General features: G+C 67.7%; 14 protein-coding genes. 9 read left to right on the top strand and 5 right to left on the bottom strand.

Annotation, left to right across the window (positions count from 1 at the left end; translation table 11 throughout):
• Window positions 1–11: 11 nt before the first annotated feature.
• Window positions 12–1,733, bottom strand: coding sequence for an iron ABC transporter permease (locus tag ASE63_RS25400; protein WP_056808306.1), 1,722 nt, complete (start codon window positions 1,731–1,733; stop codon window positions 12–14).
• Window positions 1,734–1,889: 156 nt separating this feature from the next.
• Window positions 1,890–3,170 (bottom strand): extracellular solute-binding protein, encoded by a 1,281-nt coding sequence (locus tag ASE63_RS25395; RefSeq protein ID WP_056808405.1) that lies wholly within the window; start codon window positions 3,168–3,170, stop codon window positions 1,890–1,892.
• A 292-nt stretch (window positions 3,171–3,462) separates the two neighbouring features.
• Between ASE63_RS25395 and ASE63_RS25390 the strand changes: the two genes are divergently transcribed.
• From ASE63_RS25390 to ASE63_RS25355, 8 genes are all read left to right on the top strand, one after another.
• Window positions 3,463–4,962, top strand: a complete 1,500-nt coding sequence (locus ASE63_RS25390; RefSeq protein WP_056808304.1) for a M81 family metallopeptidase — start codon at window positions 3,463–3,465, stop codon at window positions 4,960–4,962.
• Between the two features lie 31 nt (window positions 4,963–4,993).
• Entirely contained in the window at window positions 4,994–6,154 is a 1,161-nt protein-coding gene (locus tag ASE63_RS25385; protein ID WP_056808302.1) for a M20 aminoacylase family protein, read from the top strand.
• 55 nt (window positions 6,155–6,209) lie between these two features.
• Window positions 6,210–7,346, top strand: coding sequence for a M20/M25/M40 family metallo-hydrolase (locus tag ASE63_RS25380; RefSeq protein ID WP_056808402.1), 1,137 nt, complete (start codon window positions 6,210–6,212; stop codon window positions 7,344–7,346).
• Between the two features lie 167 nt (window positions 7,347–7,513).
• Complete coding sequence (locus tag ASE63_RS25375; protein WP_244491594.1) at window positions 7,514–9,079, top strand: ABC transporter substrate-binding protein; 1,566 nt, start codon at window positions 7,514–7,516, stop codon at window positions 9,077–9,079.
• Between the two features lie 33 nt (window positions 9,080–9,112).
• Entirely contained in the window at window positions 9,113–10,054 is a 942-nt protein-coding gene (locus ASE63_RS25370) for an ABC transporter permease (RefSeq protein ID WP_056808298.1), read from the top strand.
• A 59-nt stretch (window positions 10,055–10,113) separates the two neighbouring features.
• Window positions 10,114–10,977, top strand: a complete 864-nt coding sequence (locus tag ASE63_RS25365) for an ABC transporter permease (protein WP_348271378.1) — start codon at window positions 10,114–10,116, stop codon at window positions 10,975–10,977.
• Window positions 10,974–12,593, top strand: coding sequence for an ABC transporter ATP-binding protein (locus ASE63_RS25360; protein WP_056808297.1), 1,620 nt, complete (start codon window positions 10,974–10,976; stop codon window positions 12,591–12,593). Before ASE63_RS25365 ends, ASE63_RS25360 begins: the two co-directional genes overlap by 4 nt.
• Before the next feature lie 160 nt (window positions 12,594–12,753).
• Entirely contained in the window at window positions 12,754–13,536 is a 783-nt protein-coding gene (locus tag ASE63_RS25355; RefSeq protein ID WP_056808296.1) for an enoyl-CoA hydratase/isomerase family protein, read from the top strand.
• Window positions 13,537–13,589: 53 nt separating this feature from the next.
• On the opposite strand, the gene ASE63_RS25350 is transcribed toward ASE63_RS25355, so the two are convergent.
• The 3 genes from ASE63_RS25350 to ASE63_RS25340 form a co-directional block, all read right to left on the bottom strand.
• Window positions 13,590–14,729 (bottom strand): AGE family epimerase/isomerase, encoded by a 1,140-nt coding sequence (locus ASE63_RS25350; protein WP_056808294.1) that lies wholly within the window; start codon window positions 14,727–14,729, stop codon window positions 13,590–13,592.
• Window positions 14,730–14,874: 145 nt separating this feature from the next.
• A complete protein-coding gene (locus ASE63_RS25345; protein ID WP_056808292.1) occupies window positions 14,875–16,329 on the bottom strand; it encodes an undecaprenyl-phosphate glucose phosphotransferase in 1,455 nt (484 codons plus the stop codon).
• Between the two features lie 230 nt (window positions 16,330–16,559).
• Window positions 16,560–16,934 carry a VanZ family protein gene (locus ASE63_RS25340; RefSeq protein ID WP_056808290.1) on the bottom strand — a complete coding sequence of 125 codons (375 nt, stop codon included), beginning with the start codon at window positions 16,932–16,934 and terminating at the stop codon, window positions 16,560–16,562.
• A 222-nt stretch (window positions 16,935–17,156) separates the two neighbouring features.
• Between ASE63_RS25340 and ASE63_RS25335 the strand changes: the two genes are divergently transcribed.
• Window positions 17,157–17,906, top strand: coding sequence for an aspartate/glutamate racemase family protein (locus tag ASE63_RS25335; protein ID WP_056808398.1), 750 nt, complete (start codon window positions 17,157–17,159; stop codon window positions 17,904–17,906).
• Window positions 17,907–17,925: the final 19 nt, after the last annotated feature.

Here is a 17,925-nt window from a genome sequence, read left to right as displayed (position 1 = left end):
GCCATTCTCATTCAATGCCCCATGCCTTTGGCCTTCTGGCTGCGTTCGATGATGACGTGCGAGATGAAGGTGCAGAGCGCGACGAGCAGCACGGCGACGACGCCGAGCGCAGCCCCCGGCCCGCGCCCCGCAGCCGACTGCATGAAGACGTAGAGCCCATAGGCGAGCGGCGCGTCGGAGTTGGACTGCACCAGCATCAGCGTCGCCGAGAGCTCGACGGCCGCCGTCGAGAACGAGGTGACGAAGCCGGCGAGGATGCCGCCCGCCATCAGCGGCACGACGACGCGCCGCACGGTGCGGGCCTTGGTGGCGCCGAGGTTCTCCGCCGCCTCCTCCAGCGAGACGGAGATCTGCTGGAGCGCTGCGTAGCAGGCCCGCAGCGCATAGGGCAGGCGGCGGATGGCGAGCGCGAGCACGATAGTGATCCACAGCGTCGCGAGTGGCGTGCCGTCGGGCAGGGTGACGCCGTAGAAGGTCCTGAGATAGCCGATGCCCAGCACGACGCCGGGGATGGCGAGCGCGGCGGATGCCGCCCAGTCGAGCCATTCGCGGCCGATCAGCTTGGTGCGCAGCACCAGATAGGCGATGGCGACGCCGAGCACGATGTCGATGCCGCCGGCGAGGGTGGCATAGATCAGCGTGTTCTTGATGTAGAGCGAACTCTCGCCGAAGACGCGGGCGTAATGCGCCGTGGTGAAGCCGTCCGGAAGCGGCGAGAACGACCAGATCGTGGCGAAGGACAGCAGAAGCAGGCCCAGGTGCGGCGCCAGCACCAGCGCCAGGATCAGGATGACGACGCCGTAGCCGAGCACGGCCTCCCAGGGTGTCATCTTGCGCCGGGCGAGGCCGCCGCCACCGCGCTGCGTCGTGGCGTAGTCGCGGCCTTTCAGCGCCAGGGCGGAGAGCCACATCGCGACGACGGAGGCGACGATCAGCACGACGGAGATGACGTAACCCATCGGGTCGGCGATGCCGATCGAGGTCACCCGCAGATAGGCCTGCGGGGCGAGCATGTCCTTGACGTTGAGGAGAAGCGGCGTCGCCAGATCGTCGAAGACCTTGACGAAGACGAGCGACGCACCGGCAAGGTAACCCGGCAGCGCCAGCGGGAAGACGATGCGGCGGAACAGCCGGAAGCCCGAGGAGCCGAGATTCTGCGCGGCCTCCTCCATCGCCCGGTCGATGTTGCGCAGCGCGGCTGAGAGATTGATCAGGATGAAGGGGAAGTAGTGGACCGACTGGACGAAGATGACGCCGTTCAGCCCCTCCATGAAGCCGATCTTGAAGCCGAACCAGTCGTCCAGCAGCAGGTTGACCGAGCCGTTGCGGCCGAAAAAGAGCTGCATCGCCACGGCGCCGACGAAGGGCGGCATGATCAGCGGCAGGAAGCCGAGCGTCTGCACCAGGAGCGCGCCGCGGAAGACGAAGCGCGTGGTGAGATAGGCAAGTGGCAGGGCGAAGACAGAGGCCCAGACCACGGACATCGCCGAGACGTAGAAGGAATTCCACAGCGAGCGCATAAACAGCTCGGTGCGGAAGAAGTCGTAGAAATTGACCAGCGTGAAGGTGCTGGTGCCCTTCTCCGTGAAGGCGACATAGAGCACGGTTCCGACCGGCAGCCCCAGGAACAGCAGCAGGAAGGCGGCGATCGCCAACGCGAGCGCGATCTGGCCGGGCGTGGCGGAGAGGCGGCGGGCACGGGGGAGGGCGGCGGCGGTGGGGATGGCTGTCATGCGCTTTGTGCTTCACGCGTCGCTGGCATCGCTCCAGCCTCTGCCGTCATGGTCGGGCTTGTCCCGACCATCCACGTCGTCGCTGGTCGAGGCCTGTGTTCAAGACGTGGATGCTCGCCACAAGGGCGAGCATGACGGCGTTTCACGGGAGGTCGCTCAGCGCGCCGCCTTCAGCGCCTCGTCGGCCTTGGCCTTGGCCTTGGCGTAGTTGTCGCGGGCGAAGCTGGCCCACTGGCTTTCCAGCTCGGCCTGGCGCGCGCCCTTCTCCTTGCCGCCGGTGAAGGCGGCGCGGGTCTCGGCGCTCGCTCCTTGAGCCTCGCTGACCGGCATGGCGGCGATCAGGTTGCGGGCCTCGTCGGCGAGCGCCTTGGCCTGCGGGTTCGGCTTCTTGGCGAGCGCCGCATCGACCTCGTGCAGCGTCTTGGTGACGCCCTTCAGCGCATCGAGCTGGAAGGAGATCAGCTGGTCGAACAGCGTATCGACGACGGCCGTGCGGGCCTCCGACTTGTCGACGTCGAAGCCGATCATCTTCTGGAAGCGCGGATCGGTGAAGGGGTTGGGATAGTCGGCGCCGGCCTTGGCATAGACGGCCGGATTGACCGGCAGGCGGCGGATGCCGGGCTCGAGCAGCACTTCCTGGCCGGTCGGCGAGAGCAGGAACTCGACGAAGGCCTCGGCGGCGGCCTTGTTCGGCGCATTGGTGACGATGCCGACATTGGCCGGCACGACGGTCGTTACCGTCGGGTAGACGAACTTGACCGGGAAGCCCGAAGCCTGGGCCGAGAAGGCGAAGAAGTCGATGACGATGCCGACGCCGACCTGTCCGGAATTCACCGCCTCGGGCACGCCGAAGGAGCGCTCGGTGATGGAATTGAAGTTGCCGGCCATCTCCTTGATGGTGCGCCAGCCCTTGTCCCAGCCCTCGCCCTGAAGGATCGTCTCGATGGTCAGATGGGTCGTGCCGGAGCGGGCGGGCGAGGCGATCGAGACATGGTCGTAGAAGGCGGGTTTGGCGAGGTCCTGCCAATCCTTCGGCTCGGGCAGCTTGTTGGCCTTGGCATAGCGGTCGTTCCACATGATCCCGTAGCCGGAAGCGGCGAAGCCGGAATAGAAGCCGGCGGGATCGTTGATCGGATAGGAGCCGATCTTGTCGGGGATGCCGGTCGCCTTGGGCTTGTAGGCTGAGAGCAACTGCTTGCCCTTCAGGACCTCGAAGGCGTCCGGCGCCGAGGCCCAGAACAGGTCGACCTGGTTGTTCGCCTTGGTCTCCTCGAGATATTTCACGCCCGCATTGGTGTTGCGGTTCTGGACCTCCAGCGTCACGCCGGGCACCGCCTTCTCGAAGGCCTTCTTGATCGGGTCGGTGACGTCCTTGGAGAAGGAGGTCACCACCGTGACCTTGCCTGACGGCGCCTGGGCGTGTGCGGCCGGGGCCATGACAGCCAGGCCGAGCGCGGTCGCGAGCGCGATCCTGCGTGTAAACATTGTCTTCCTCCCAAAATCGTTGAGCATCGCCGGCGTCGAGGCCGGTCGAGCAAGGCAGTGCCGCGGGCAGGCCGCGGCAAGTCATCAAACTGTCACATAGCGCGCCCGCTTGTCATCATGCCCGATCGTCGGCGAGGCAGACCTGCCTGTCCGTTGGGCATCCATGCGCGATTTGGCCCTTGGAGCCGCGGACCTTGCGTGATTACCTGCGCCGGTCCCGTTGCCTGACCGGAGCCTTCGTCCCATGTCGCCACGCATCGCCTTCGGCGGGTTCCTGCACGAGACGAATACCTTCGCGCCGAGCAAGGCGGGGCTCGACGCCTTCGTCCAGGGCGGCGGCTGGCCGGCGCTGGCACGCGGCGAGGAGATCTTCGCTGCGGTCCACAACGTCAATGTCGGCGCGTCGGGCTTCGTCGAGACGGCGCGCGGGCTTGGCTGGGAGATGGTGCCGACGCTGTGGTGCGCGGCAAGCCCCTCGGCGCATGTCACCGCCGAAGCCTTCGAGGGGCTGCTCGGCGAACTCGTCGAGCGCATCGCCGCCGCGTTGCCGCTCGACGGTGTCTATCTCGACCTGCACGGCGCGATGGTGGCGGAGGGCTTTCCGGACGGCGAGGGCGAGACGCTGCGCCGCGTGCGCGAGGCGATCGGGCCCGACGTGCCTCTGGTCGCGAGCCTCGATCTGCATGGCAACGTCACGCAGCTGATGGTCGACAGCGCTGACGCGCTGGTCGCCTACCGGACCTATCCGCATGTCGACATGGCGCTGACCGGCAGCCGCGCCACGACCTATCTCGCCAAGCTGATCGGCACGGCCAAGCGCGACGCCAAGGCGTTCCGGCAGATCCCCTATCTGATCCCGATCGCCTGGCAGGCGACGGCAATGGAGCCCTGCCGGACGATCTATGGCGAGCTCGCGGCCCTGGAACACGAAAGCGTGCCGACGCTCTCCTTCCTGCCCGGCTTCCCGGCCGCCGACTTCGCCGATTGCGGCCCGACCGTCGTAGCCTATGGTGCGACGCAAGCCGATGCCGACCGGGCTGCGGATGCCATCACGGCCCGCGTGATGGCGAGCGAGGCCGCCTTCAACGGTCAGGTCTTCCAGCCCGACGAGGGCGTGCGCGAGGCGATGGCCCTGGCGAGCGGCGCGACCCGGCCGATCGTCATCGCCGACACGCAGGACAATCCCGGGGCCGGCGGGGATTCCGACACGATGGGCATGGCGCGGGCGTTGGTCCGGAACGGTGCGGTGCGCGCCGCGATCGGGCTGATCGTCGATCCGGAGGTTGCCGCGCTGGCGCACAAGGCCGGGGTCGGCGCGACGATCAACGCCGCTCTCGGGGCGAAGTCGGGTATTCCCGGCGACGTGCCGCTGGAAGCGGAATTCATCGTCGAGCAATTGTCCGATGGCCGCTTCGTCGCGCCAGGTCCCTTCTTCGGCGGTTCGCGGATGAATCTCGGGCCCTGCGCGGCCTTGCGCATCGGCGGGGTCAGGATCGTCGTGGCCTCGCGCAAGGCGCAGATGGCCGACCAGGCGATGTACCGCCAGGTCGGCATCGAGCCGACCGAGCAGGCGATCCTCGTCAACAAGAGCTCGGTGCATTTCCGCGCCGATTTCGAGCCGATCGCGCAGGCCATCCTGGTCTGCGCCGCGCCCGGCCCGATGCCGGTCGACCCCTCCGTCCTGCCGTGGAAGCATCTGCGCCCCGGCCTGCGCACTGCGCCGCTCGGCCCCGTCTTCGGCTGACCGGCCCATTCCTTCCGGAGTTCACCTGTTCATGCCCGCTCTTTCCGCGATCGACGCCTTCAAGGACGACCTCGTCGCCATCCGCCGCGACATCCACGCCCATCCCGAGATCGGCTTCGAGGAGGTCCGTACCTCCGGCATCGTCGCGGAGAAGCTAGCCTCCTGGGGCATCGAGGTGCATCGCGGCATCGGCGGCACGGGCGTGGTCGGCGTGCTCGCGGGTACGGGCGGGCCGGGACGGCGCATCGGCCTGCGCGCGGACATGGACGCGCTGCCGATGGACGAGCTGACGAACCTGCCCTGGCGCTCGACCATTCCCGGGCGCATGCATGCCTGCGGCCATGACGGCCACACCACGATGCTGCTCGGCGCGGCGCGCTATCTAGCCGAGAATCGCGGTTTCGCCGGGACGGCGATCTTCGTCTTCCAGCCGGCGGAGGAGGGGCTCGGCGGCGCGCGCGCGATGCTCGCCGACAATCTGTTCGAGCGCTTCCCCTGCGACGAGATATACGGGCTCCACAACGCCCCCAATCTCGACCCCGGCCAGATCGCCGTCTTCCCCGGGCCCGCGATGGCCGGCGCCGATTTCTTCGACATCAAGATCACGGGCAAGGGCAGCCATGGCGCGATGCCGCATGTCGGTCGCGACCCGGTCGTGGCGGCGATCTCGCTGGCGGCGGCGTTGCAGACCATCGTCAGCCGCAACGCCGATCCGCGCGAGGCCGCCGTGCTCTCGATCACGCAATTCCACGCCGGCTCGGCCTATAACGTGATTCCGGAGGAGGCGAAGCTCGCCGGCACGATCCGCACTTTCTCGCCGGACGTCGCCAGGCTCGTCCGCGAGCGCATGCGCGAGATCGCGGCCGGGACGGCGATGACCTTCGGCGTGCAGATCGATGTCGACATCCGCGGCATCTTCGACGTGCTGATCAACCACCCGGCCCAGGCCGAGGCGACGGCTGCGGTCGCGGCCGAGATCGTCGGTGCGGGAAACGTTCTGACCGAGCCGAAGCCGGTGATGGGCAGCGAGGACTTCGCCGACATGCTGCGCGTCGTGCCTGGCGCCTATGCCTGGGTCGGCCATGCCGGCAGCGTGCCGGTGCACAACCCGGCCTTCGTGCTGGATGACGGCATCCTGCCGATCGGCGCCAGCCTGCTCGCCCGCCTCGTCGAGACGCGGACCGTGGCTTGAGCTTCTGCCGACGGCATCCGCCGATCCCCGCATGAACCAGCCTGACAGGTGAATGATGGACCCGAACGCGCTGCCGCTCGACACCGATGCCTTGATCGCCGGGCTCAGGCCCTGGATCGAGTGCGAGAGCCCGACCTTCGACGTCGCCGCCGTCAACAGGATGATGGATCTCGCCGCGGCCGAACTGGCCGCCGCAGGCGCAGTTGTGACGCGCATTCCCGGGCCGCCCGGGCTCGGTGATTGCGTCCGGGGCGACTTCCCGCATCCGCGCCGGGCCGAGCCCGGCATCCTGTTGATGTCGCATCTCGACACCGTCCACCCGGTCGGCACGCTGAAGACGCTGCCGTTCAAGCGCGAGGGCTCGCGCTGCTACGGGCCCGGCATCCTCGACATGAAGGGCGGCGCCTTCGCCACCCTGCAGGCCGTGATCGCGCTGGCCAGGGCCGGGATCGAGACGCCGCTGCCGGTCAGCGTGCTGTTTACCAGCGACGAGGAGATCGGCAGCCCCGGCACGCGCGAGATCATCATGGAAGAGGCGCGCAAGCACCGCTTCATCCTCGTGCCGGAGCCGGGCAGCCCGGGCAATGGCGTGGTCACCGGGCGCTATGCGATCGCGCGCTTCAATCTGCTGGCCGAAGGTCGCCCGAGCCATGCCGGCTCGCAGCTGAAGAAGGGCCGTTCCGCGGTGAGCATGATGGCGAAGCAACTGCTCGCCATCGAGGCGATGACGGATGACGACTGCACCTTCAGCGTCGGCGTGATCTCCGGCGGGCAGTGGGTGAACTGCGTGCCGACGTTATGCAAGGCGGAAGCCTTGAGCATGGCAAAAAGGCAGGAAGATCTGGATCGCGGCGTCGAGCGGATGCTGGCGCTGTCGGTGAAGAACGAGGACGGTACGCGCTTCACCGTGACGCGCGGTGTGACGCGGCCGGTCTGGGAGCCGGATGAGGCAACGCTGCAGCTCTTCGGGCTGGCGCGCCAGATTGCCGGCGAACTCGGCTGGACGCTGGGGCACGGCTCGGCCGGCGGCGGTTCGGACGCCAATTTCACCGGCGCGGCAGGCATCCCCTCGCTCGACGGGCTCGGCCTGCTCGGCGCCGGCTACCACACGCTGGAGGAGCATATCGAGGTCGAGAGCCTGGCGCAGCGAACCCGGCTGATGGCCGGGCTTCTGGCGAGGTTGACCGGCTGAGCGCAATCGGGCGAGCATGGCTTTGACATGGCATGCCGCCTGCATGGGCGGTGCCGACCGAAACGGAACCTAAATCACGAGGTTAGCAACCGGGCCACTCAACAGATCAGCACATCACGATCGGCAAGAACCGACCGCATGACGGTCAGAGGGGAGATCAGCTTATGATGTCGCGTTGGACTATCGTCGCCGCAGCCGCCGCGCTGCTGGCGGGCAGCAGCCTTGCCCAGGCCCAGACCACTCTGAAAGTGGTGATGCACTCCGACGTCAAGATCGTCGATCCGATCTGGACCACCGCCTATATCGTCCGCAACCACGGCTACATGATCTACGACACGCTCTTCGCGCTGGACGGGAAGGGCGAGATCAAGCCGCAGATGGTCGATGGCTTTACCGAGTCGCCGGACAAACTGACCTACAAGTTCACGCTGCGCGACGGCCTGCTCTGGCATGACGGCAAGCCGGTCACCGCCGAGGACTGCGTCGCCTCGATCAAGCGCTGGGGCGCGAAGGACCCGATCGGACTCAAGCTGATGACCTTCGTCGACAGCATGAGCGCCGACGATGCCAAGAGCTTCACCATCAAGCTGAAATCGCCGACGGGCCTGCTGCTCTTCGGCCTCGCCAAACCCTCGTCGAACGTCCCCTTCATGATGCCGAAGCGCGTGGCGGAGACCGACCCGAACACCCAGATCTCGGAATTCATCGGCTCGGGCCCCTTCGTGCTCAAGACTGACGAATGGAAGCCCGGCGACAAGATCGTCTACACCAAGTTCAAGGACTACAAGCCGCGTGCCGAGCCGGCCTCGGGGCTCGCCGGCGGGAAGGTCGCCAAGCTCGACCGGGTCGAATGGCTGGCGGTCGCAGACCAGCAGCAGGCGGTCAACGCGCTGCTGGCAGGCGAGATCGACATGATCGAGCAGCCTGCCTACGACCTGATCCCGCTGCTCAAGGACGACAAGTCGATCACGCTGACCAACTACAACCCGCTCGGGCTGCAATACACGATGCGGCCGAACCATACGCAGAAGCCCTTCGACAATCCCAAGGTCCGACAGGCGCTGTTCTATGCGCTGAACCAGAAGGACTTCCTCGACGCTACCGTCGGCAACCCGGAATACTACAAGATCTGCAAGTCGCTCTTCGTCTGCGGCACGCCGCTCGCGAGCGAGAAGGGCATGGAAGGGCTGCTCGAATCCAATTTCGAGAAGTCGAAGGCCCTGCTCAAGGAGGCCGGCTATGACGGCACGCCGATCGTGCTGCTGCACTCGACCGACCTGCAGGTGCTGACCAATCTCGGCCCCGTCGCCAAGCAGCTGCTCGAGCGCGGAGGCTTCAAGGTCGACATGCAGTCCTCGGACTGGCAGACGGTCGTCTCCCGTCGCGTCCGCAAGGAGCCGGTGGACAAGGGCGGCTGGAACCTGATGCAGACCTCCTGGGTCTCGGCCGACATCCTCAACCCGGTGATGACCGGTTTCCTCAATTCCAGCTGCGACAAGGCCGCCTTTGGCTGGCCCTGCGACGAGCAGATGGAGAAGCTGCGCGACGACTTCGCCCGCGAGACCGATCCGGCCAAGCAGAAGGCCATCGCCGAGGCGGTGCAGATGCGCCAGCGCGAGGTCGTGACGCATGTCCATCTCGGCCAGTACTATGTGCCGATCGCGACGCGCAGCAACGTCACCGGCATCCTCTCGGCCGCCGCGCCGGTGTTCTGGAACATCGAGAAGAAGTGAGGTGGCCTCGCTGACAGCGCGGAGCCGGAGCCGATGCTGAGCTACATCCTGCGGCGCCTGCTGGCGACGATCCCGGTCCTCGTGATCGTCGCCGTCCTCGTCTTCCTGATGCTCAGGCTGACGCCGGGCGATCCGGCGGCGGTCATCGCCGGCGACAACGCCACGACCGAGCAGATCGCGCTTATCCGCAACCGGCTCGGCCTCGACCAGCCGATCCTGGCGCAGTTCGCGATCTGGGCCGGCAACCTCCTGCAGGGCAATCTCGGCGAGAGCTTCTTCTTCAAGAAGCCGATCGGCGAGCTGATCATGGGGCGCGTCGAGCCGACGCTGTCGCTCGCCTTCGCGACGATGCTGATCGCGGTCTGCGTGGCGATCCCGCTCGGCGTGCTCGCAGCCTACAAGCACGGCTCCTGGATCGACCGCATCGTCATGGGCTTCTCGGTGCTGGGCTTCTCGGTGCCGGTCTTCGTGATCGGCTATGCGCTGATCTACATCTTCGCGATCACGCTCGGCTGGTTCCCGGTGCAGGGCTACCAGCCGCTGTCCGGCGGTTTCGGAGGCTTCCTGCAGCGGCTGGTGCTGCCGGCGGTGACGCTCTCGGTGATCTATATCGCGCTGATCGCGCGGATGACGCGGGCGAGCGTGCTCGAGGTGCTGAGCGAGGACTATATCCGCACCGCACGGGCCAAGGGGCAGGTCGAGCGCAAGATCCTGTTCCGGCATGCGCTGAAGAACGCGGCGGTGCCGATCGTCACCGTCGTCGGCATCGGCATCGCGCTCCTGATCGGCGGCGTGGTGGTGACGGAGAGTGTCTTCGCGATTCCAGGCCTCGGCCGGCTGACGGTCGATGCGGTGCTGGCCCGCGACTACCCGACGATCCAGGCCGTGATCCTGCTGTTCTCCGGCGTCTATGTCGGGATCAACCTTCTGATCGACCTCGCCTACAGCCTGTTCGACCCGAGGATCCGCTATTGAGCGCCGAACCGACCATCCTTGCGCCGGTCGCGGCGGAACCTGCGGCGCCGGCCCGCACGATCCTGAAGCGGCTCGTGCTCAACCCGGTCGTCGCGATCGGCGGCACCGTGCTGCTGGTGATGACGCTGATCGGCCTGCTGGCGCCCTGGCTCGGCACCATCGACCCCACTGCGATCAACCCGAGCACGCGCAACAAGGTGCCGGGCTTCGAGCGGACGATCCGCGCCGATGACGGCTCGACGACTGTCTTCAAGCATCGCATGGGCACGGATTCGCTCGGGCGCGACGTCTATAGCCGCGTGGTCTACGGCGCGCGCGTCTCGCTGCTGATCGCGGTCTCGGTCGCCTCGATCTCGATCGCGATCGGCCTCGTGATCGGGCTCGTCGCCGGCTATGTCCGCCCGCTCGACGGCATCATCATGCGCTTCATGGACGGGCTGATGGCGATACCGGGCATATTGCTCGCCATCGCCGTCGTCTCGCTGTTCCGCAGCGGGCTAAGCTCGGTGATCATCGCCATCATCATTCCGGAGATACCGCGCGTGGTCAGGCTGGTGCGCTCGATCGTGCTGTCGGTGCGCGAGGAGCCCTATGTCGAGGCGGCGATCATGGCCGGCACGCGGCTGCCGAAGCTGATGGTGCTCCATATCCTGCCCAACACGATCGCGCCGCTGATCGTGCAGGGCACCTTCATCGCGGCCTCCGCCATTCTCGTCGAGGCGATCCTGTCCTTCCTCGGCATCGGCATCCCACCGGAGATCCCGACCTGGGGCAACATCATGGCCGAGGGGCGCAACCTGTTCCGGGTCTTCCCGCACAACATCCTCTATCCCGGCATCTTCCTCGGCCTCACCGTGCTCGCGGTGAACATGCTGGGCGACGGCCTGCGCGATACGCTCGATCCCAAGATGGCTGGCCGATGAGCGACGCACAGACACCCGTTCTCGAAATCGCCGGCCTCAGCATCGCGCTGCCCGGCGGCGGCGACCGTGCTCATGCGGTCGAGGGCGTCTCGCTCAGCGTCGCGGCGGGCGAGATCGTCTGCGTCGTCGGCGAGTCCGGCTCGGGCAAGTCGGTCACGGCCTTTTCGGTGATGGGTCTGTTGGCCAAGGCGCTGAAGCCGGTCGCGGGCGCCATCAGGCTCGAAGGCGAGGACCTCCTCGCCGCCACGCCGCAGCGCCTCAGGGCGCTGCGCGGCGACCGCATGGCGATGATCTTCCAGGAGCCGATGACGGCGCTGAACCCGGTGCTGACCATCGGTGACCAGATCGAGGAGGTCCTGCGCATCCATACCGAGCTTGCGTCCGCCGAGCGGCGCAAGCGCGTACTGGAGATGCTGGAGGCGATGCGCCTGCCGGAACCGGAGCGGATGCATGCCTCCTATCCGCACCAGATCTCGGGCGGGCAGCGCCAGCGCGTGATGATCGCGGCGGCGCTGATCCTCGATCCCGCGCTGCTGATCGCCGACGAGCCGACGACGGCCCTCGACGTCACGACGCAGGCGCAGATCCTCAAGCTCATCAAGGAGATGCAGGAGCGGCGCGGCACCGGCGTGCTGTTCATAACGCATGATTTCGGCGTCGTCGCCGAGATCGCCGACCGCGTCGTCGTGATGGAGAAGGGCCGCGTGGTCGAGCAGGGGCCGGCGGCCGAGATCCTGACGCGGCCGCGCCATCCCTACACGAAGATGCTGATCGCCTCGGTGCCGAGCCTGACGCCGGCCGAGCGCAGGCCCGTGCTCGGCCCCGTGGCGCTGGAGACGGTCGGCCTCGCCAAGACCTACAGCTCCAAGGCGCTGTTCCGGAAGGCGCGTGTGGTGAACGCCGCGCGCGACGTGGCGATAACGGTCCGGCGCGGCGAGACCGTTGGTATCGTCGGCGAATCCGGTTCCGGCAAGACGACGGTGGCGCGCTGCGTCGCCCGGCTGATGCCGCCGAGCGAGGGCGCGATCCTGGTGCCGGACATCGACATCGCCAATCTCTCGGAGGGCAAGCTCCGGCCCTATCGCCGCAAGATCCAGGTCGTGTTCCAGGACCCGTTCCGCTCGCTCAATCCGCGCCGGACGGTCGGCGCCTCGATCGTCGAAGGACCGATGAATTTCGGCCTGGGCGCGGATGACGCCTTGGCGCGTGCGCGCGAGCTGATGAAGCTGGTCGGGCTGCAGCCCGCGGCGCTGGAGCGCTATCCGCACCAGTTCTCCGGAGGACAGCGCCAACGCATCGCGATCGCTCGCGCCCTGGCGATGGAGCCGGAGATCCTGATCGCGGACGAGGCCGTCTCGGCGCTCGACGTCTCCGTGCAGAAGCAGGTTCTGGCGCTGCTTGCCGACGTGCAGGAGCGCTTCAACCTGGCGATCCTGTTCATCACCCATGACCTCAGGGTCGCGGCGCAGATCTGCGACCGGATCGTGGTGATGGAGAAGGGCGCCATCGTCGAGCAGGGCGCGACCGCGCAGGTCTTCTCCGCGCCGGCGCACAGCTATACTCGCGCCCTGATCGAGGCCGCGCCGGGCCGCCATTTCGCGACCGGTGCGGCCTGAGGCCGCCGAGCGGCTGCGCGTCGCGGACAGGCCGGGATGGCCGGCACCAAGCGTTGACGCTCTGCCGGAGGGCACGGATAGTCCGGCTCCTTTCGACCCGACTCGCCCGGCAACGCCATGGCGGCGTCGGCCCAATAAGATGCCTAGGGAGTGAGCCTGAATGGATGACGAGATTCTCTACGAGGTCCGGGACGAGGTCGGCACGATCACCCTGAACCGGCCGCAGGCCCGCAACGCCCTGACCTTTGCGATGTATGAGCGGCTCGCGGCGATCTGCAGCGATCCCGCCGCCCATGGCGCGCCGAAGGTGCTGATCCTCACCGGCGCGGGCGAGAAGGCCTTCGCCGCGGGCACCGACATCTCCCAATTCCGCTCCTTCGCCACGCCGGAGGACGCGCTGGCCTATGAGGAGAGGATCGATCGCGTCATCACCGCCATCGAGGCCTGCACGATCCCGACCATCGCGGCGATCTCGGGAGCCGTCACGGGCGGCGGGGCGAGCATCGCCTGCGCCTGCGATCTGCGGGTCGCGACGACGACGGCACGCTTCGGCTTTCCGGTCGCGCGGACGCTCGGAAACTGCCTGTCGATGACGAACTACGCCCGGCTCGCCGCGCTGCTCGGGCCGGCGCGGGTCAAGGACATCGTCTTCACCGCGAGGCTGATCGAGGCCGAGGAAGGCCATCGCATCGGGCTCTACAACGAGCTCGTCGCCGATCATGCGGCTCTGATGGCGCGGGCTCAGGAACTCGCCACGACGATCCGCGGGCACGCGCCGCTGACGATGCGGGCCACGAAGGAGGCGCTGCGCCGCCTCGCCGGTGCGTCGCTGCCGGCCGAGGGCGGAAACGATCTCGTGGTGATGTGCTACAGCAGCGCCGATTTCCGGGAGGGCATGGAAGCATTCCTCGGCAAGCGGCCGCCGCAATGGCAGGGCAAGTAGGCGCACGGCTCTGGGAAGGGCAGGCGCCCGATAACGCCTGAGCGACCGCTCGATCAGGCGAATGCTCTCTGCTCCAGCAGGACCGCGTCTGCCTCCACGGCTGCAGCGAAGACGTGATAGAGCGTGCTCGCGGGAATCGTGTCCACGAGGGGCCGGCCGGTGTCGTCCATCTGGTCGATCCAGGCTCCGGGCAGGGGCTGGCCGAGATAGCAGGTCGAGAGCTGCCCGAGCGCATGTGCTGCCTTCGCCCCGGCGCCGGGGCGACCGGCGCGCTGCTCCGAGAGCCAGGCCTTCGCCCATTCGGTCTGGGGCCAGAGCCTGCGGCTGCGGCGGGAGCAGGTTCCGTCGCTGAACGCCTCGTCGATCAGGAAGCCGGTCGCGGGATCGGCCGTCGCCTCGGCCGCATCGATGAGAGCCGAGGGCAGGGTGTCCGGCGCAAGTCCCGCGGCCCTTTCATAGCGGCGCAGCAGCCAGCACCACTCCGCCAGATGGCCGGGTTCGACGATGCGGCCGACATCGCCCGAAGCGGGCCGCCAGTCGTCGTCGAAGAACTCGAGCAGCAGCCCGGTAGGCGCGAGGAAGCGCTCCAGCAGCATGGAGCGCAGCTTGCCTGCGCGTTCGAGCGCGCCGGGAAAGGCGAGCGTCTCGTGCAGGGCGAGCATCGCCTCGAACAGATGCATGTGCGGGTTCTGGCGGCGTGGCAGGGCGGGCGGCACACCCTCGCGGTAGGAGCCGTCCGTGCAGAGCATCCACTCGTCGAGGAAATCGAGCGTCGCGCCGATCAGGGCGCGAGCCTGCGCATCGCCGCTGGCCTTGGCGTACCAGGCCAGCGCCAGAAGGATGAAGGCATGGTCATAGGTGTCGCGCAGCGGGTTGGCGACGCTGCCGTCGGGCTGGAGCAGGTGGACGAAGCCAGGGCCGCCATCGGGGCTGGCCGCCTTCTCCAGCAGCCAGTCCAGCGTCGCGCCGGCGAAGCCGAGCCCATCGAACCAGCCGAGAGCGCTGGCGTGCGAATAGCAGTAGATCTGGCGCGCCTGGACGCGGACGCGCTTTGCGGTGGCGACGTCGGGCGCACCGTCCCAGCGCAGCCGCTCATGCACGCCGCCGAAGACCACGTCGCGCCCGCGCGACTGCCAGAAGGGAAGCGCCTCGTCGCAGAGCCAACGCGAGAGTTTCGAGACAGGTCCAGGCACTTGCAGGCCCTTTCCGCTTGGGCAGATGGCGCCTCGGTCCGCTGCGGCCGCCCTCGTCTTCCGGAAATCGCGCTGACCTTAGGGCAATGCTAGGCGTGGGATCGCGCGCTGGCCAGCGGTGTCCCCCGACGCAAAAGAAGGGGGATCAACGCGCATTGAGGTACGCCTTAGGGCTCAGAACGGTGCGCAGCAGGATCGCGATGTCGAGCCAGAACGACCAGTTGTCGATGTACCAGTGGTCGAAGTCGATGCGTTTGGCCATCTTCTCGTCGGTGTCGGTCTCGCCGCGCAGTCCGTTGACCTGCGCCCAGCCGGTGATGCCGGGCCTGACGTTGTGGCGCCGCGCATAGAGCGCGATCTTGCGCTCGAACTCCCAGTCATGGGCAAGCGCGTGGGGGCGGGGTCCGACGAGCGACATCTGGCCTGCGATCACATTGAGCAGTTGCGGCAGTTCGTCCAGGTTGTAATGCCGCAGGAACCGGCCGATGCGGGTGACCCGCGGGTCGTTCTGCTTGGCCTGGACGATGACGTCCCCGTCCTCCGTCGTCGTCATGGTGCGGAACTTGAAGATGCGGAAGGCCTGCCGGTTGAAGCCGTAGCGGCGCTGGCGGAACAGCACGGGGCCGGGTGAGTCGAGCTTGATCAGCGCGGCGACGATCAGCAGCAGCGGAGCGGTCACGACCAGGATCGACAAGGCGCCGACGATGTCGGCCGCGCGTTTCAGCGCGACCTCGGCCATGGAGAGGGCCGGCCGCGTCAGGCGCAGGCTGGAGAGCGTGCCGGTGCGGACGATGTGCGGCGTCCGGAAACGGTCCATGATCCGCTCGGGCGTCAGGTGGATTGCGACCGGGAGGTTCATGAAGGCATCGACGCAGGCGTCGATGGTTTCCTGGTCCGACCAGGGCAGGGCGATGAAGACCGAGTCGGGCCGCTTCATCCGGCAGGTTGCGGCCGCGCTGGTGAGATCGGCGGCAAGCGCGGCGGCCGGGTCGGCGGTGCGACGCTGGTCATTGCCGCGCAGGAAGGCGACATCGACGATGGCGAAGCCGACGTCCCAGGGCTGGTGCCGCGAGACGAACGACATCACCTCCTGTTCGCGGCCGATGAGGAAGACGCGCTCGCTGGTGATGCGTCCGGTCCTGCTGGCGATCGAGATGGCGCGGGCCATCCCCGAGCGGGCGAGCGCAATCACCGGTATGCCGGCGAGGTAGCTCGCGAGAATGACGGCGCGCGAATAGTGATCGACGATCTTGGCGAGGAAGAGGATGGCGATGAAGGCCACCATCGTCACGTTCCAGACCGAGAACGCCGAGGCGATCTGGCCCTTCGTCGAGAGGTAATTGGCGATCTGGTAGCGGCCGCGCATCGCATTGGTGAAGACGAAGATCGCCGCGAGCATCGTGGCGAGCTCGAGCGTGACCTGCTCCGCCGGGCCATGGCCATAGGCCTGAAGGTGATAGCCCAGCGAGACGAGGCCGACGGTCGCCATCACGACGACGGCGTCGGTCGCGGCCATGACGAGCCAGAGGCAGTAGCGCCAGAGGCTGGCGCGCTCCTCGGTCGCCGCGCCGACTGCGAGGTTCAGGTCGTTGACGGTCATCTCGGCTCGGTCGCTCCGCATCGCGCACGGCCGAGGCCGTACGGTCGGGACGCTTCGCTCCGGCACAGCCATGCGGCCGGGGGTGCGCCCGGCAGAGGAACCGCAAACCGCATGCCGGTCGCCGCTTGTCTCAGATTGGCGAGAAAGCCGTCAAAGTCGGTGCCACCATCGCAATCGGGCGATGTGCTTTGCTGTTGTGTGCCATTTCGGCACGAAGGAGGCAGGTGACGTCAGACAGCCCGGCGCAAACCACGGGCGAACCGCTCCATCAGGAGCGCGAGCATGGTGCCGGCCAGGGCCCCGGCGGCCTTGATGACGACGTCATGTGGCCGTCCGTGACGCGTCGGCTCGAGCAGCTGGGCGGCTTCGAGGCCGATGGCAAGCCCGATCGTCAGGACGAGGACCATGAAGCGGCGCTTCGGGTAGGCGAAGGCCATCGAGCCCGCGAGAAGCAGAAAGGCGCAGAAACGCTCGATATCGGGACCCAGGCCAGGCAGATGCGGGCGGTGCCCGATCGGGGCCACGGTCACGAAGGCGATGGCCAGCACTGCGCTCCAGCCGATGGCGGTCGCGATCCGCCGCAGGGTTATGTCGATGCCGTCCAAAAGCTGCGTCCCGCCCCGTTCGCCCGTGCCCTTGCAATGATCACGCCGCCTCGTCGCGGGGCGGCAGGCCGGCTCGTGAAGGCCGCAGCAGGCGGGTTATGGGCATGTTCGCGAGCCCGGGCAACTGCTAATCCGGCTAAGACGAGCGGGCGCTGCGCCGCGGTGGCGTTCGCCACCCGGCCGCGCTACCTCTTGCCGGTCGATCAGCCGAAGGACGCCGCCATGCCGACCACTGCCGTCACCGCCCAGGCCTCGCGGATCGCCCGCGGCGGCAAGGCGATCTATGGCGCGCCGCTTGGAATCCTGATGCTGGAAGCGCGCTTTCCCCGCATCCTCGGCGACATGGGCAATGGTGCGACCTGGCCTTTCCCCGTGCTCTATCGCGTCGTCGGCGGGGCGAGCCCCGATCGCGTCGTGATGCAGGGCGCGGCCGGGTTGCTACCGGATTTCGTTGAGGCGGCGCGCGAGCTGGTGCGGCTCGGTGCCGAGGCGATCACCACCAATTGCGGCTTCCTCGCCCTGTTCCAGCGCGAACTGGCCGAGGCGGTGGGCGTGCCGGTCGCGACCTCCTCGCTGATGCAGGTGCCCTGGGTGCAGGCCACGCTGCCTCCCGGCAAGCGCGTCGGCGTCGTCACGGTCTCCAAGGGGAGCCTGACACCGAAGCATCTGGAAGGGGCGGGCGTGCCGCTCGATACGCCGGTCACCGGCACCGAGAACGGCCGCGAGTTCTTCCGCGTGCTGATCAAGGCCGAGAAGGACGACATGGACGTCGATCTCGCCTGGCAGGACGTGGTCGAGGCGGCGCTGGCGCTGGCAAAGGCCAATCCGGATGTCGGCGCGATCGTGCTCGAATGCACCAACATGCCGCCCTATGCCGCCGACGTGCAGGCGGCGACCGGGCTGCCGGTCTACGACATCTATTCGATGATCACCTGGTTCCATGCGGGCCTGAGGCCGCGCGTCTTCGGCTGAGCAGCCAGCGGCGGCCGAT

This window comes from Allobosea sp. Root381, from assembly GCF_001429395.1.
Taxonomy (GTDB): domain Bacteria; phylum Pseudomonadota; class Alphaproteobacteria; order Rhizobiales; family Beijerinckiaceae; genus Allobosea.
Note: the sequence above shows the minus strand (reverse complement) of the source record. Positions and strands in the feature narration are given on the sequence as shown.

Coding starts and splice junctions, on each gene's coding strand:
- ASE63_RS25400 (WP_056808306.1), bottom strand. CDS start 1,733: ATGACAGCCATCCCCACCGCCGCCGCCCTCCCCCGTGCCCGCCGCCTC.
- ASE63_RS25395 (WP_056808405.1), bottom strand. CDS start 3,170: ATGGCCCCGGCCGCACACGCCCAGGCGCCGTCAGGCAAGGTCACGGTG.
- ASE63_RS25390 (WP_056808304.1), top strand. CDS start 3,463: ATGTCGCCACGCATCGCCTTCGGCGGGTTCCTGCACGAGACGAATACC.
- ASE63_RS25385 (WP_056808302.1), top strand. CDS start 4,994: ATGCCCGCTCTTTCCGCGATCGACGCCTTCAAGGACGACCTCGTCGCC.
- ASE63_RS25380 (WP_056808402.1), top strand. CDS start 6,210: ATGGACCCGAACGCGCTGCCGCTCGACACCGATGCCTTGATCGCCGGG.
- ASE63_RS25375 (WP_244491594.1), top strand. CDS start 7,514: ATGTCGCGTTGGACTATCGTCGCCGCAGCCGCCGCGCTGCTGGCGGGC.
- ASE63_RS25370 (WP_056808298.1), top strand. CDS start 9,113: ATGCTGAGCTACATCCTGCGGCGCCTGCTGGCGACGATCCCGGTCCTC.
- ASE63_RS25360 (WP_056808297.1), top strand. CDS start 10,974: ATGAGCGACGCACAGACACCCGTTCTCGAAATCGCCGGCCTCAGCATC.
- ASE63_RS25355 (WP_056808296.1), top strand. CDS start 12,754: ATGGATGACGAGATTCTCTACGAGGTCCGGGACGAGGTCGGCACGATC.
- ASE63_RS25345 (WP_056808292.1), bottom strand. CDS start 16,329: ATGACCGTCAACGACCTGAACCTCGCAGTCGGCGCGGCGACCGAGGAG.
- ASE63_RS25335 (WP_056808398.1), top strand. CDS start 17,157: ATGCCGACCACTGCCGTCACCGCCCAGGCCTCGCGGATCGCCCGCGGC.